At 29.0% G+C, this 16,133-nt stretch carries 10 protein-coding genes and 1 pseudogene; 10 read left to right on the plus strand and 1 reads right to left on the minus strand.

The window, feature by feature from the left end; genetic code table 11:
• Positions 1-25: 25 nt before the first annotated feature.
• Together HW275_RS08910 and mngB are read left to right on the plus strand one after the other, a co-directional pair.
• Positions 26-1,138: a PTS fructose transporter subunit IIC gene (locus HW275_RS08910; RefSeq protein WP_178936189.1), complete on the plus strand. Its 1,113-nt coding sequence runs from the start codon at positions 26-28 to the stop codon at positions 1,136-1,138.
• 55 nt (positions 1,139-1,193) lie between these two features.
• Complete coding sequence (mngB, locus tag HW275_RS08915) at positions 1,194-3,824, plus strand: mannosylglycerate hydrolase (RefSeq protein WP_178936190.1); 2,631 nt, start codon at positions 1,194-1,196, stop codon at positions 3,822-3,824.
• Between the two features lie 38 nt (positions 3,825-3,862).
• Here the strand turns inward: mngB and glpK are convergent, their stop codons facing one another.
• A complete protein-coding gene (glpK, locus tag HW275_RS08920; protein WP_178936191.1) occupies positions 3,863-5,380 on the minus strand; it encodes a glycerol kinase GlpK in 1,518 nt (505 codons plus the stop codon).
• A 134-nt stretch (positions 5,381-5,514) separates the two neighbouring features.
• On the opposite strand from glpK, the gene HW275_RS08925 reads away from it, so the two are divergent.
• The 8 genes and pseudogenes from HW275_RS08925 (at position 5,515) to leuS (ending at position 16,108) form a co-directional block, all read left to right on the plus strand.
• Complete coding sequence (locus HW275_RS08925) at positions 5,515-5,778, plus strand: SemiSWEET family transporter (RefSeq protein WP_026747698.1); 264 nt, start codon at positions 5,515-5,517, stop codon at positions 5,776-5,778.
• Between the two features lie 271 nt (positions 5,779-6,049).
• Complete coding sequence (gene cbiE, locus HW275_RS08930; protein ID WP_026747697.1) at positions 6,050-6,688, plus strand: precorrin-6y C5,15-methyltransferase (decarboxylating) subunit CbiE; 639 nt, start codon at positions 6,050-6,052, stop codon at positions 6,686-6,688.
• A gap of 75 nt (positions 6,689-6,763) precedes the next feature.
• Positions 6,764-7,465, plus strand: coding sequence for a hypothetical protein (locus HW275_RS08935; RefSeq protein WP_178936192.1), 702 nt, complete (start codon positions 6,764-6,766; stop codon positions 7,463-7,465).
• A gap of 137 nt (positions 7,466-7,602) precedes the next feature.
• Positions 7,603-7,740 (plus strand): hypothetical protein, encoded by a 138-nt coding sequence (locus tag HW275_RS08940; RefSeq protein ID WP_178936193.1) that lies wholly within the window; start codon positions 7,603-7,605, stop codon positions 7,738-7,740.
• A gap of 489 nt (positions 7,741-8,229) precedes the next feature.
• The gene (locus HW275_RS08945) at positions 8,230-9,732 is read left to right on the plus strand and encodes a tellurite resistance TerB C-terminal domain-containing protein (protein WP_178936194.1); all 1,503 of its coding nucleotides are present in this window, start codon (positions 8,230-8,232) and stop codon (positions 9,730-9,732) included.
• Positions 9,725-11,036 (plus strand): annotated as a pseudogene (locus tag HW275_RS12515) (BREX system ATP-binding domain-containing protein). The gene HW275_RS08945 and the pseudogene HW275_RS12515 overlap by 8 nt, the downstream one beginning before the upstream one ends.
• Positions 11,036-13,153 (plus strand): DEAD/DEAH box helicase, encoded by a 2,118-nt coding sequence (locus tag HW275_RS08955; RefSeq protein WP_178936195.1) that lies wholly within the window; start codon positions 11,036-11,038, stop codon positions 13,151-13,153. Before HW275_RS12515 ends, HW275_RS08955 begins: the two are co-directional and overlap by 1 nt.
• A 276-nt stretch (positions 13,154-13,429) precedes the next feature.
• Positions 13,430-16,108 carry a leucine--tRNA ligase gene (gene leuS, locus HW275_RS08960; protein WP_178936196.1) on the plus strand — a complete coding sequence of 893 codons (2,679 nt, stop codon included), beginning with the start codon at positions 13,430-13,432 and terminating at the stop codon, positions 16,106-16,108.
• Positions 16,109-16,133: the final 25 nt, after the last annotated feature.

Below are 16,133 nucleotides of genomic sequence, written 5' to 3' on the forward strand. Positions count from 1 at the left end.
ATAAACTAACAGGGAGGAAAATAATATGAGTACAAAATTTAATGAGATGAAATCGCATCTAATGTCGGGGATATCATATGTTTTGCCAGTGATAATAGGAGGATCATTAGTTGTTGCAGTAGCAAAATTATTGGGATTTGCTGGAGGAGTTTCCAATTTGGATGATTTTGCAAAAGTACCAGGATATTTTAATTATTTGTGGAAATTTCAGAATGTAGGTTGGACTGCAATTGGGCTTATGAATGTAGTTTTAGCGGGATATATAGCTAATTCGATTGCCGGGAAACCAGCTTTAGCTTCAGGATTTGTCGGTGGAGCTTTGGCAAGTCAGACAAATGCGGGATTTATTGGAGCAGTAATAGCAGGATTTTTTGCAGGCTGGCTAACAAATAAAGTGAAAGAAAAAATTGTAATAAAAGGTTCGGCTGCAAGTGCTGTTCCATTAATTATCTTGCCGCTTTTGACAATGGGGGCAATGGGACTTTTGATGGCTTTAATTTTAGGAGATCCATTAGGATATATAAACACTTCATTAATTAATTGGGTTACAAAAATGAGTGAAAATAGTACAAATGCAGTTATACTGGCTCTGATATTAGGCGCTATGATAGGATTTGACTTGGGAGGGCCTGTAAACAAGGCAGCCTGGATGGCTGGGAATGCTCTATTTATAAGTGGTGTATATTTCCCAAGCATAATAATAAATGTAGCGATTTGGATTCCTCCATTGGGATATGGTTTGGCAACTTTACTTAAGAAGAATAATTATTCAGCCACATTAAAGGAAGCAGGAAATGGCGCTATTGTAATGGGAGTTATTGGAATAACGGAAGGTGCAATACCATTTACGCTTGTAAGTCCTGCAAAATTAATTCCGTTAAATGTTATTGCTTCTGCGGTAGGAGCTGCAATTACTGTTCTTCTTGGTGCAAATGTGAAAATGCCACCATTAGGCGGAATGTATGGTTTCTTTACAGTATCAAAAGGCTGGGCTTACTTAGTTGGAGGAATTATAGGAGCATTGATTATAGCGATAGGGGCTAATTTAATGGTTGACTTTAGAGAAACTGAAATGGTTGGAAGTGAAGCAGAAAATACAGAAACAGAGGAAATAGAAATTGAAGAGATAGAAATTTAGAAGGAGTATGCGTTATCCTAAATTGACGTAAATAATTGTATAAGGAAGAAAATTTATGGATAAAACACAGGTTCATGTTATTCCACATTCGCATTGGGACAGGGAATGGTATTTTACAACATCCAGATCAACAGTTTATTTGGTAAATCATATAAGGGAAGTATTGGATATACTCGAAAAAAATGAGAAATTTAAATATTTTCTGATGGATGCTCAAAGTTCATTAATTGAGGATTATGTGAAATATTGCCCTGAGGATGTAGAACGATTAAAAAAATTGATAAAGGAAAAAAGATTTCTTATAGGCCCTTGGTACACACAGACAGATCAATTGGTTATTTCGCAAGAATCAATAGTCAGAAATATGCTGTACGGGTCAAGAATTGCAAAGGAATATGGGCATAGTATGAAAATCGGTTATGTTCCTGATGCCTTTGGACAAGGTGCAAATATGCCACAAATATATAAACAATTTGGAATTGACAGATTTTTATTCTGGAGAGGTGTTGCGGATAACAGATTGAAAAAGAATGAATTTATTTGGATTGGAAGTGATGGTACAGAAATGCTGGCTGAACAGATACCATTTGGATATTATTATGGCGGGAATATTCCTGAAAATAAAGAAGATTTAAAAGAATATTTAGAAACCCAAATTTCAAAATTAGAAGAAAAATCTACAACTGGATTAATATATTTTCCAAATGGATTTGATCAGGCTCCAATAAGAAAAAATTTACCTGATTTAATTGAAAAATTTAATAAATTGGATAGTAAAAGAGAATATAAAATCAGTAGTCCTGAATTATTTTTTGATGAACTGGAAAAAAGTATTGAAAATAAGGATAATTTGGAAAAATTAGAAAGTGAGCTGACAGAAGCAAAACATAGTAGGATTCACAAAACTATATTTTCTACAAGAATGGATTTAAAACAGGAAAATAACAAAATTGAAAACTTTATAGTAAATGTATTAGAGCCAGTTTTATCAATTTCTTATTCTTTAGGTAATAAGTATCCGCATAAGGAAGTTGAAGAAATATGGAAATTAATGTTTAAAAATGCTGCACATGATAGTATTGGTGGATGTAACAGTGATACAACAAATAAGGATGTTAAGTTTAGATACAAATTGGCAAAAGATTTGTCAGAGAATTTACTTGACTTACATATGAGGTTAATTTCAGAAAAAATTGAAAATAAGGAAGAATATAATTTTACAGTATTTAATCCTTTGCCATACAATAAAAGTGAAGTTGTGAGAGTTAAAGCATATATTTCAGAATATAAATTTAAAATTTATAATAATGATGGAAAAGAGTTGGAGTATGAAGTATTGTCTAGTATAGATCAGACAGATTATGTTTTAAATCAGTGTATTTCATTAAATCCATCAAAAAAAATATATAAACCTGAAAAAGTTTATTTGACAGAATTATTAGTAAGTGTGAAAGATGTGCCATCTTTAGGATATTCCAGATTTTATTTGAAACTTTTAGATGAAAAACAGGATTTTAGTATTAAAAAAACTTCTGAAAAAGTGATTGAAAATGAAAAATATAAAATAACATTGGAAGATAACAATACTTTGACAATTTTGAATAAAATAAATGAAAAAGAGTGTAAAAATCAGATGATTTTTGAAGAAAATGGAGATGATGGTGATTCGTATAATTATTCTCCTCCACGAAAAGATATGATTATTTCGTCGGTTGAAGCAAAATTGTTAGATGTACAAACTATAAAATCCAGTGTACATAACGAACTAAATTTGGAATTTGAGTTAAAAGTACCAGAGAATTTGGAACAAAGGGCAAAAGGATTAAAGGGAAAAACATTAAAATATAATGTAAAAATTGAGTTGAGAAAAAATGAGGAAATTATAAGATTTAATGCAAAATTTAAAAATGAAGTTTATTCACATAGAGTCTGTGTAGTATTTGATACTGAAGTGGCAAGTAAAATGTCAACAGCAGATCAATTATTTGGAATAATTCAAAGGCCGGTGAAATTAAAGGAATTAGAAGTATGGGAAAAGGAAAAATGGCAGGAAAAACCAATTTCAATAGAACCAATGCAAAGTTTTGTCACTCTTTTTGATAAAGACAAGGGAAGTGCAGTAATTACAGAGAATATAAGAGAATATGAAATAATTGGAGAAAATTTTGATAAAATTAGATTGACATTATTTAGAACTTTTGGATACATGGGAAGGGAGAATTTGCTGTACAGGCCAGGAAGAGCGTCTGGGGAAACAATTGTGGAAACACCAGATGCACAATTGATAGGAGATTTGGAATGTAATTTTGCACTTTATCTTTATGAAAGTGATTTTGATAATGCAAAAGTAGCTAAAATAGCAAAAGAATATTTAACACCATTTCCAGTTTACCAATTTTCTGATTTTTTAAATGGAAGACTTATATTTTCGCATAGAGATGAAGAAAAAACATTGCCTCAAAAATACAGTTTATATAATTTTTCAAATACAGAGGCGATAATGTCTGTTTTTAAAAAAGCCGAAGATAGTGAAAATTATATAATCAGATATTTTAATCCATATTTGAATAAAACAGTGAATATTGACAAGAGAATAGGAAAAGATGTGGTAAAATTAACTGAAATTGAAAAGGATGAGTTTAAGGATGCATTAAGATATTGTGAGTTTGTATCATATAAATTATAAAATTTAATAACTGGTTCAGGGGTATCGAAGCATACCCCCTATTCTTCTTCCCAACTTTTCGCCTTCTCAACAGCCTTTTTCCAGTATTTGTAATATTTTTTCCTCATTTCTTCGGATAAGTTTGGTGAAAATTCTTTATTTAATTGCCAGTTCTTTTGAATTTCTTCTTTATTTTTCCAGAATCCAACGGCAAGTCCAGCTAAATATGCGGCACCTAATGCAGTTGTTTCGGTAATTTTAGGACGTAAGACTTTCGCATTTAAAATATCGCTTTGAAATTGCATTAAGAAATTGTTTGCAGTTGCACCTCCATCGACTTTTAGCGAATTTATTTCGATATTGGAATCTTCTTTCATTGCGTTTATTAAGTCTTTGGACTGGTAGGCGATGGATTCGAGAGCTGCACGGATTATGTGATTTTTGTTCGTTCCACGGGTAAGTCCAACGATTGTGCCACGTGCGTACATATCCCAGTATGGCGAGCCTAATCCAACAAATGCTGGAACTAAGTAAACGCCACCATTATCATCAACTTGCTGTGCAAAATATTCTGTATCAGAAGCCTTGTCAAAAAACCTTAATTCGTCACGAAGCCACTGGATAACAGCTCCACCAATAAAAATACTCCCTTCCAGAGCGTACTCCACTTTCCCGTCAATCCCAATAGCAATCGTTGTAAGCAAGCCATTATTTGATTTTATGCACTTGTTCCCAGTGTTCATAAGCATAAAGCAGCCTGTTCCGTAAGTATTTTTTATATCTCCGGCATGAAACCCGGCCTGTCCAAATAATGCCGCCTGCTGATCTCCAGCGATACCTGAAATTGGAATGGAAGTACCGTTTTCTTCGCCAATTGTAATTCCCATTCTTGTTTTGCCGTAAACTTCACTTGAATTTCTAACTTCTGGAAGCATGCTTCCTGGAATATTAAGCTCCTTTAAAATTTTTTTGTCCCATTCTAAATTTTTTATGTTAAAAAGCATAGTTCTGGAAGCATTTGTAAAATCAGTAACATGCACTTTTCCGCCAGTCAATTTCCACACAAGCCAAGTATCAACTGTTCCAAAAAGCAGTTCCCCGTTTTCAGCTTTTTCTCTTACACCTTTCACATTGTCAAGAATCCATTTTACTTTTGTCCCTGAAAAATAAGCATCAATTATCAGTCCGGTATTTTCTTTTACATAATCTTCAAGTCCACGACTTTTCAATTCTTCACAAATTTCAGCTGTTCGTCTACATTGCCAAACAATTGCGTTATAAACAGGTTCGCCAGTATTTTTATCCCACACGATTACAGTTTCCCTTTGATTTGTAATTCCGATTGCCGCTACATCCTTTAGGGAAATTCCAGATTGTGCAATAACTTCTGTAAGCACGGAACGCTGGCTTGCCCATATTTCCATAGCGTTATGCTCAACCCACCCTGGCTGAGGGAAAATCTGTGTAAATTCCTTTTGAGCTTTCCCAATGATGTTCAGATTTTTGTCAAAAATAATCGCACGTGAGCTAGTTGTCCCCTGATCTAGAGCTATTATATATTTTTTTTGTTTATTCATAAAAGCCTCCTTATAATAAATTATATCTTGAGAAGTATATTTGTCAAATTTTTAATTTGTAAAATGATGGAATCTGTGATATAATATAAAATATAGCAAAAATTACTAAATTTTTTAAACACAAGGAGGAAAAAGTGAACAAAAAGAAAATTAACACAATCGTTGGCTCAATAGGAGCATTTATAGGTATATTTGTATTTATAACATATATTCCTCAAATTATTGCTAATATAGGTGGAGAAAAAGCACAGCCATGGCAACCACTTACTGCCTCAGTTTCCTGTTTAATATGGGTAATTTACGGATGGACTAAAGAACCTAAAAAAGATTATATTTTAATTGTGCCAAATGCGGCAGGAGTAATATTAGGATTTTTGACTTTCATTACCGCTATTTAGATAAATAATAAAAAAATTACGAATAAGATATTGTTTAAATTTTAAGTTAATTTTAAAAAGGCTGTAAAAATCAGTCTTTTTTTGTTGCCGTTTTAAAGTTGAACGTGATAGAATTATTCAAATTTTAGATTTATTTTGATATTTCAATTTGATTTTGAGAGGATTAAAGTAAGTATAAAAATAGGTTTTTAAAATTATTTTTTCTTTAATTTTTCACGTATTTAGGGTATAATAGACACATAAAATAATGTAAAATTTATTTAGGAGAAAAATGAAAAATAAAATAAATGTACTTGGTTTGGGGCCGGGAAATTTGGACTATACTTTGCCAGTTGTACTAAAAGAAATTGCAAAATCGGATATAATAATTGGCGGGAAACGACACATCGAAAGTCTTGGAAAATATGCTGAAAATAAGGAATATTGCTATATAAAGGCTGACTTGCAAAGAGTTCTGGATTTTATTGAAGAAAATCGAAATAAAAAAATATCATTGATACTGTCTGGCGACACGGGCTTTTACAGCATGCTCACATTTATGAGAAAACATTTTGAAGCAGAAGAACTTAATGTAATACCTGGAATTTCTTCGATCCAGTATATGTTTGCAAGAATTTCTGAATATTGGAATGATGCTTTTGTATCAAGTGTTCACGGCCGAGAAGTTGAGTATGTTCAAAAATTGCGTGAATTTGGGAAAATCGGACTTTTAACAGATAACAAAAATACGCCGCAGAGGATAGCGGAAATACTGATTGAAAATGGAATGGGAGAGGCTATTATTTTTGTTGGTGAAAATCTGTCTTATGAAAATGAGAAGATTTTAGAACTTTCAGCAAAAGAAATGGTAAAGATTGAGGAGAAATTTGAGATGAATGTAGTTGTGATTTATTGGGACGAGAAGAAATAGTGAGTGAAAAAAATAAAAAAATAAATTTTTTCAATAATAAAGTCAAATTTATGAAAAAAGAAAGAAGTGAATAATATGAAAAAAATAATTTTAGGTTTATTTGTATTGCTAAGTTTATCAACTTTTACGCAGGAAAAATATCAAGTGGAAATAGAGCCATCTGCAAAAATATCTCAAAATGTTGTTCAGAGCTATAATTCTCAAATTGAAAAGGAAGTTAGTAAAATATATTCAAAAGAAGAAATGTTTGGAATTATGAATAAAATGATGAACGGAGCTTCTGTTCAAGGGAAAAATGAGGGAAATGACTTAAAAGAATTAATGAATGGTTTTTTTGGAGAAGACTATATTTCTAAAATGATGGATATGATGTTTAAATATTATAAAATTGAAATAGAAAAGATAAATTATATTTCTGAAAATAAAGCGTATGTAAAAGTTAAATTGGGATTTCCTATTAATATGGATGAAATAAAAAGCATGGGCAGTATTGATAAAATGCTAGAAAAAGCCGAGGAGAGTTCTAAAAAACTTGAGGCGGCCTTTAAGAAAAGAACAGGAAAAACAATGGAAGAATATACAAAGTCAATTTCAGAAAAAGATGAAAAAGCAATGAAAAAATATTTTAAAATAATGGGTGAAATTCAAATGGAAATCATGGATGAAGAAATGGCTAGAATGACGAAAAATGGGAAATATGTGGGAAGAAAAGAAATTTTGGAAGCTAATAAGAAGAATGGAAAATGGGTGATTGAGAATCCGAATTTTGGGTATTGATTAAATATAAATAAAATTATTTGTTGAAAGACTAACTATAAAAAGTCAAGCATAAATTTTAAAGTTTTTAGAGAAATAGAAAAAATGTTCAAACAATTTGAAGAATTTATACTAGAGATGACGTTTATCTTAAGCAAATGAAGCCCAATTACAACTTATTATCAATGACAAATGAAAATTCATTTGGAATAAGTATGTATATTTATTGGGCTTATGATAAATTAGGTAAAAAATCTGGAGCGAAATTGAAAATGGTTGTAAAATTGAAGAAGTAAATGGTATGAATGATAGACGGAATTTAGGAAATTTATGGTAAATTAATTTAGAATTATAAGAAAAAGATTTTTACTTGAAAGGCGAAAAAATATGAAAAATTCTATTTCAGATTTAATAAAAGAAATATTTGCAGAAGTAAATAAAGAAATAGTTAAAATTTTAAATTTTAAGAATAATGAAAAAAATTAAAGATAAATGAAGAAAAAACTTTAATAAACAATAATAGTAATAATGAGAAAAAAGATAATAATTATATTAAAGAAGATGACATAATAAATGTTACAAACTTTAAAGAAGAAAGAATAGATTATACTGAATTTAAAAATGAAAAAACAGAAATTATTAATAATTGGAAATTTGAATTAGATAAAACAATTTGGAATTATTATAGTGAATTAAAAATTCCTATTTTAAAGGGGAAAATTATAGAACTTTATAATAAAATATGTGAAACTGCAGATATTGAGTTAAGAAAGAAAAAGAAAAGTTTGATTAAAGAAATTATAAAAGTAAAAAAAGGAAATTATTATTTTAGAGAAAAGATTTTTAATGATATTTTTAGTGGAACAATACAAGTAATAAATGGAGAATATAGAGGAAATAGGAGAAATATAAATGAAAATTATTACTTTCGAGATTTTTTCGATATTATAGGAGAAAATATAAATAAAATTATAATAAATGAGATAAACGCATATCTGAAAGAATTACCCAGATTAAATACTGAAATTATAGAATATTATAATTTAACTCCAAATGGATTACCTTATAGATATTGGGATAGAGATGGAAAATTTAGAAAAGAGTATAATTTATCAGATTTGGAACAAAGAATATTAGAACAAACTAGTTTTAGGCAAACTAAAATTTGGAATAATTATGAAGCTAAGAAGCAAATGATTCTTTTATATTTGGATGAATGGAAAATTATAGAAGAAAGAGTAAAAACTGAAGAAAAACTAAAAAAGAAAAGTAAAAAAATTATAAATGCTATTTTAAATTTACAAGATTACGGTTATTTTGAATATAATGAAATAGAAGGATTATACGCAATTTTAAAAATAGTTGAAAACAAGATTAGGAGCTTTATACCAAATTACAAAATACTTGAAACAGAAAAAGAATTAGAAAGTATGAAAAAATTTTTTCCTAAATCAATGTTAAATGAATTATTAGAAAATATTGAAAATTTTAAGTTATCCAAAGAAAAAATTGAATCAATTATAACTTATGAGATAAAAAACTATCCTAAAGATTGGAAATTAAAATTAGGATATATAGAATTATTCAATGAGAAAAAAATAAATTTAATAATAAGATTTAATAATGATGAGAATTTGGAAAAAATAATAAAAGAATTACTGAAAAAAGAAAAAAATAGTGACTATAAATTATTTTATTTATTTCTATTGAATAGAAATAGAGAATTGAAAAAAACTGAAGTAAAAATGTTAGAAAAAATAATATCTGCTGATAGATTTCAAGATTATAAAAAACTATTAGACAAAGATAATGAAATAACTCAAAAAATATACGAGGAATTAAAATTATTAAAGTTTCAGAAAATGAAAAAAATAGATTTGAATTTAGAAAAAGTAAAAGTGACAAAAGAGAAATTTGCTGAAACAGTTAATATTTTAGAAGAATATTTAAAAGAAGAAAATGAAGAAGCTGATATTAGTAAAATTTGTAATGAAGAACAAAAAGATGTAGTTGTTGAGAATAAAGAACAAGAAAAAATAGAAAATTTTCAGGATAATAAAATAAAAGAAGTATTGAAAGTAATAATAGAAACTCAAAAAATAGGCGAAAATGATTTGAAAAATTATGCTAAGGAAAAAAATATGTCATTAAATGCTTACATAGATTCTATAAATAAAGAGTTATATGATATTGTAAATGATCAGGTAATAATTCTTGAAAATAATACTGTAAAAATAGATGAATTTTATATTGACGATATAAAGGAGTGGCTGAAAGAAAATGATTAAGATAAATCTCAAAGAAGCAGATAGTGTGATTAAAGCAATAGAGGGAGGGATAACTCCCAGAAGAGGAATACAGCATTTGTTAGTTGGAAGAAATAATGAAGTTCAGGAAATAGTAAAAATATTAGATAAAATAACTGAAGGAGATAGTGAAATAAAATTTTGGGTAGGAGATTTTGGTTCAGGAAAAAGTTTTATGTTGAGGACAATAGAATCCATTGCCTTACAAAAGAATTTTGCTGTTTCTACAGTTGACTTGAATCCTACAAGAAGATTTTATTCAACAGATGGAAAAGCAAAAGCTCTTTATAGTGAAATAATAGATAATATAGTAGTTCAAACTGCTCAAAATGGAAGAGCTATAAATATAATAATAGAAATCTGGATAGAAAAAGTCAAGAATCAAATCATAAATAATAAAAATTTAAAAGTAGAAGAACTGGATAAAAATCCACAATTTATTGAAAAAGAAATATTAAATTTAACTTCTTCATTTACAACATCATCAATATCCTATGAATTTGGTCAAGCAATTATTCAATATTATAGAGGAATATTAGAAGAAGATTATGATAAAAAAGAAAAAGCTTTAAGATGGTTACGAGGAAATATTGAAACTAAAACTGAAGCAAAAAAGGAATTAGGAATTGGGAAAATAATCAATGATGATAACTGGTATGAGGCTTTGAAAACATTTGGAGAATTAATTTTAGATATGGGATACTCGGGTTTTGTAGTTAATTTTGATGAATTAGTTATACAAGATACCTCAATCACAAACAAGAGAAAAAAATTATGAGAAGATATTAAATATTTTTAATGAATGTAAATCTAATAAGGCAAGAGGAATGTTTATAAATTTTGGTGCAACTAAAAAAACAGTATATGATAAAGGTAGAGGAATGTCAAGTTATGAAGCATTAAAAGGGAGATTAGGAACAGAAAATAATGATTTATCAAATTTAATTAATACGAAGAAATCTGTATTATTATTAAAACCTTTGAACAATGAAGAGATATTTATACTTTTAGAAAGACTGAAAGATATTTATAATGTAAATTATAAAACTTCTATAGAACTAGATGCAAATGAAATAAGATTATACATGGAAGGAAAATTAAATCTTCCGGGAGCAGATGAATTTTTGACACCGAGAGCAGTAATAAAGGATTATATTGAAATTTTAGATTTAATAAGACAGAATCCAAATGAAAATATAATAGCAATAATAGAAGCAAAATTAGGAAAAATGAATAAAGTGGAAAAGGATGAAAATAATCTTGATGATGAAATAGAGGTATTTTAATGGACACTTATAATATGTTAAAAAAAGAAATCAGAAGATATATCTATGATCAAAAATGGCAGCAATTTACTAAAATACAAGATCATTCTATAAAACTTTATAGTGAAAGCGAAGATAATTTAATTTTAATTGCACCTACAGCCTCAGGAAAAACAGAAGCAGCTTTTTTACCTGCAATTAATAGTATTGAAAATTGGGAAGAAGGTATTAAGATAGTTTATATCTCACCATTGATTGCATTAATTAATGATCAATTTAATCGGATTTCAGAATTATGTAGATATATGGAAATAACTGTCACTAGATGGCACGGAGAAGCTTCTCAAAGCAAAAAGAGAGATATCCTAAAGAATCCCAAGGGGATATTGTTAATAACTCCTGAAAGTCTGGAAGCGTTATTTGTAACAAAATCAGATAGAGTGAGGAAATTATTTTACAATGTTGAGAATATAATTGTAGATGAGATTCATAGTTTTATTGGTTCTAATCGAGGAATTCAACTTAAATCTTTACTTGAAAGAATGAGCCTGTATATAAAAAATAATAACCCTAGGATGATAGGAATGTCTGCAACAGTATCAGAAGACAATTATTTAGATTTGAAAGAGATATTTCAAAATAAAAGAGTAACAAAAATTATTAGAGATAAAGGGAAAAATGAATTAAAAATAGACTGTAATTTTTATTCTGATGAAATTGCAGCATTAAATAAGATTTATGAATATTCTAAAACTGAAACAATGTTAGTTTTTCCAAATACAAGACAAAAAGTTGAAATGATAGCAGCTAATCTAAAGAAAAAATCTCAAAAAGAAAAAAAATATATAAGTTATTTTTCTCACCATGCTTCAGTAAGCAAAAACATCAGGACAATGGTAGAAAATTTTGCTAAAGAATCTAATAAAAATTTATTTACAATATGTTGTACATCAACACTTGAATTAGGGATAGATATAGGAGCAGTTGATAGCATAGTTCAATACAATGCTCCTCATTCTGTATCCTCCTTAGCTCAAAGATTAGGTAGAAGTGGCAGAAGAACAGGAATAAATAATTTACATTTTATTTCAGATGAAAAATGGAATTTATTACAAGGATTGTCAGCAATTTCAATTTATAAAAAAGGGAAAGTTGACAAAATAGATGTTGTAAAAAAGCCTTATGATGTAATGGCTCATCAAATATTATCTTTAATAGTTGAAAAGAGTGAAATAAATTTATCAGAGTTTAAAAAAATTATTCAAAAATATCAAACTTGGAAAAACATTGAATATGAAGAGTTTTCAAATATATGTAATTATCTTTTGAAAGAGAAATATATTGAAATATTGGACAATAATGTTATCGCAGGAATTAATCTTGAGAAATTGTTAAAAAAAGCAGAGTTTTACACTCAATTTAAAGTAGAGGATATGTATTCAGTATACAATAATCAAAATAAAGTAGGAGAACTTCCACTAGGTATAAGAGTAAATATAGATGATAATATATATTTGGCCGCAGGAATTTGGAAAATAAAAAAAGTAGATGAAAAGGTAAAGAAAATATTTGTAAAAAAGGCAACAGATGGGAAAGCACCTAGATTTTTGGGAGAAGAGGGAGAAATTACTGATGAATTAAGAAAAGAAATGAAGGAAATTTTATTCGATAAAAAAAATTGGGAAAAATATTCTGAAAAAATAAGAAAAAATTTGGAAATTATTTCAAAAAATCTTATTTTAAAACAAAAAATTTATTTTTATTTAGATAAAAATAGAAAAGATATAAAAACATTTAGGAGTACTAAAATAGACAGAACTTTGATGATATTATTATTGATTTTTTTAGATTTAAAAGATTTTAGGGAATTAAATGATACAATTCAATCAAATGATAATGTTATAGAAGAAGCTGTAAACAATATTATAAAAAGTGGGATAAATGAAACACAAATTGTGAATTTTTTTGAAAATGATATAAAAGAGTCAAGGAAGTTAGAAAAAATAAGCTTAGTAGATGCTTACTTAAGTTCAAATAAATATATGCTTTTAGTACCAGATAATTTAAAAATTAAATATGTTATAGATAATAAACTTGATGTTCAAGGTATTAAAAATTTTTTAGAAATTAGAAAATGATAGGTAAATGTATAAAATATTTTAAAGTAAAGAATTGAAAAATAATTGTCAAAAATCCCAAAATATAGTACAATTATTAGGTAAAAATAGAAAATACATATGCTTTAAATTTTAAAAATTATTTTATTCATTAATAATTAGGAGAATAGAATTGTGAAATGAATTGAAGTAGTAATTTGCATTATGTACTGTTAAAACAACGGAGTTTAGTTACAGATTTGTAAAATGAATAAAAAATCAAAATTATAAATACTGAAAAATGAAGGAGAAAAAATAATGATTAAGGAATATAATCCTAATGAAATTGAGAAAAAATGGCAAGACAAATGGGCCCAAAAAGATGTTTTTAAATCTGAAAATAAAGCTGATGGGAAAGAGAATTATTATGTGCTTGAGATGTTTGCATATCCGTCAGGGAAATTACATGTTGGGCATTTGAGAAATTATGCGATTGGTGATGCGATTGCTAGATATAAGAAAATGAAAGGGTTTAATGTGTTGCATCCGTTTGGATGGGATAGTTTTGGGTTACCTGCGGAAAATGCGGCGATTGATCATGGGGCTCATCCTGGAAAATGGACTAAAGCGAACATTGATAATATGAGAAGACAGTTGAAACTTATGGGTCTTTCTTATGATTGGGGTAGAGAACTTAGTACTTACACTCCAGAGTATTACAAATGGAATCAAAAATTTTTTATTGAAATGTATAAAAAAGGATTGGTTTATAAGAAAAAATCTTTTGTAAACTGGTGTCCTGAGTGTAATACGGTTTTGGCGAATGAACAAGTCGAAGATGGGAAATGCTGGAGACATAGTAAAACTGATGTTATTCAAAAGGAATTGTCGCAATGGTATTTTAAAATTACAGAATATGCAGAAGAATTGCTGCAAGGACATGAGGAACTTAGAGGACATTGGCCTGAACAAGTTTTGACTATGCAAAAAAACTGGATTGGAAAATCGACTGGGTCAGAAGTTGACTTTATTTTAGATTACAAATTTGAAAATAATGGAAATTCACATTTGAAATTGAATGACAAGGGAGAAGTTGTAATTTCTGTGTTTACAACAAGACCTGACACGCTTTATGGAGTTACTTATGCAACTGTTGCACCAGAACATCCGTTGGTTGAAGAAGTTATTTTAAAGGAAAATCCTGGTATTAGAGAAAAAGTTGAAGCGATGAGAAATGAGGATAAAATCGCTCGTACAGCGGAAGATAAGGAAAAAGAAGGAGTATTTTCTGGACTTTATGTGATTAATCCTGTAAATGGAGAAAAAGTTCAGTTGTGGGTTGCAAATTATGTATTGATGGATTACGGGACAGGAGCTGTAATGGCGGTACCTGCACACGATGAAAGAGATTTTCAATTTGCTAAGAAATATAACTTGGATTTGAAAATTGTTGTAAATCCTGTTGATAAAAATGGAAATTTAGAAGAAGTTTCCGTTGAAAAATTGGAAAATGCATTGACAGTTCCGGGAGTATTGGTAAATTCAGAAGAATTTAACGGATTAAATAGTAATGAAGCAAAAGAGAAAATTACTGAAAAATTGGAAAAAATTGGGCTTGGTAAGAAAACGGTAAATTATAGACTTCATGACTGGTTGATTAGTAGACAAAGATATTGGGGAACTCCAATTCCTGTGATTTATGATGAAGATGGGAATATTTACTTGGAAGAAGAAGAAAACTTGCCTGTGAAGCTGCCTACAGATATTGAATTTAATGGGAAAGGAAATCCGCTTGAAACTTCGGAAGAGTTTAAAAATGTGATTTTGCCGAATGGGAAAAAAGGTAGAAGAGAAACTGATACGATGGATACTTTCGTTGACTCGTCTTGGTACTATTTGAGATATTTGGATTCTCACAATGCAGATAAACCTTTTGAAAAAGCGGATGCAGATGCTTGGACACCTGTAAATCAATATATTGGTGGAATTGAACATGCGGTAATGCATTTGCTTTATGCGAGATTTTTCCACAAATCACTTAGAGATTTGGGATATGTTGATACAAATGAGCCGTTTAAAAAATTGTTGACGCAAGGAATGGTTTTAGGACCTTCATTCTATTCACAAAATGAAAGAAGATACTTATTTCCAAGAGAAGCTGAATTTAAAGATGGGAAAGCGTTTTCGATTAAAACAGGGGAAGAATTAGTTACAAAAGTAGAAAAAATGAGTAAATCAAAAAATAATGGAGTTGACCCCGAAGAAATCGTGAAAGAATACGGAGCTGACTCTTCAAGAGTGTTTACATTATTTGCTGCACCGCCTGAAAAAGAATTGGAATGGAACATGAATGGGCTTGCAGGGGCATACAGATTTATAAATAGATTGTATTTATTGGTTTCTGGAACTGCAGAATTTTCTGACCACAATGCGAAATCAGAAAATCATTACGGAGTTGAATTAAAAAATAGAAATCAAAAAGATGAAGAAATTCAAAAGAAATTGCATCAAACAGTGAAAAAAGTTACAGAAAGTATCGAAGATGACTTCCACTTCAATACTGCGATTGCAGCTGTCATGGAATTATTAAACGACATGACGACATACAAGCAAGAAGTGATTGATAAAGACAATATTTCTACAGAAAGTAAAAAAATCTGGCGAGAAGTATTGGAAAAAACAATTTTGTTAATCGCACCATTTGCACCGCATGTAGCTGATGAATTGTGGGCTTATTTAGGAAATAAAACATTTACTTTTGAAGAAGAATGGCCAAAATATGACGAAGAATTGACAAAAGACCATACTTTCAATTTGGTAATCCAAGTAAACGGAAAAGTGAGAGATATGGTTTCGACTCAAATCGAAATTTCAAAAGATGACGCTGAAAAACTTGCGCTGGAATCAGAAAAAGCTAAGAAATTTATTGATGGAAAAGAAGTTGTGAAAGTGATTGTTGTACCTAATAAATTGGTTAATGTTGTTGTGAAAGGGTAAATAATGGTTTTTGAATAAAAAGGGT

Source organism: Leptotrichia sp. oral taxon 223 (assembly GCF_013394795.1).
Taxonomy (GTDB): domain Bacteria; phylum Fusobacteriota; class Fusobacteriia; order Fusobacteriales; family Leptotrichiaceae; genus Leptotrichia.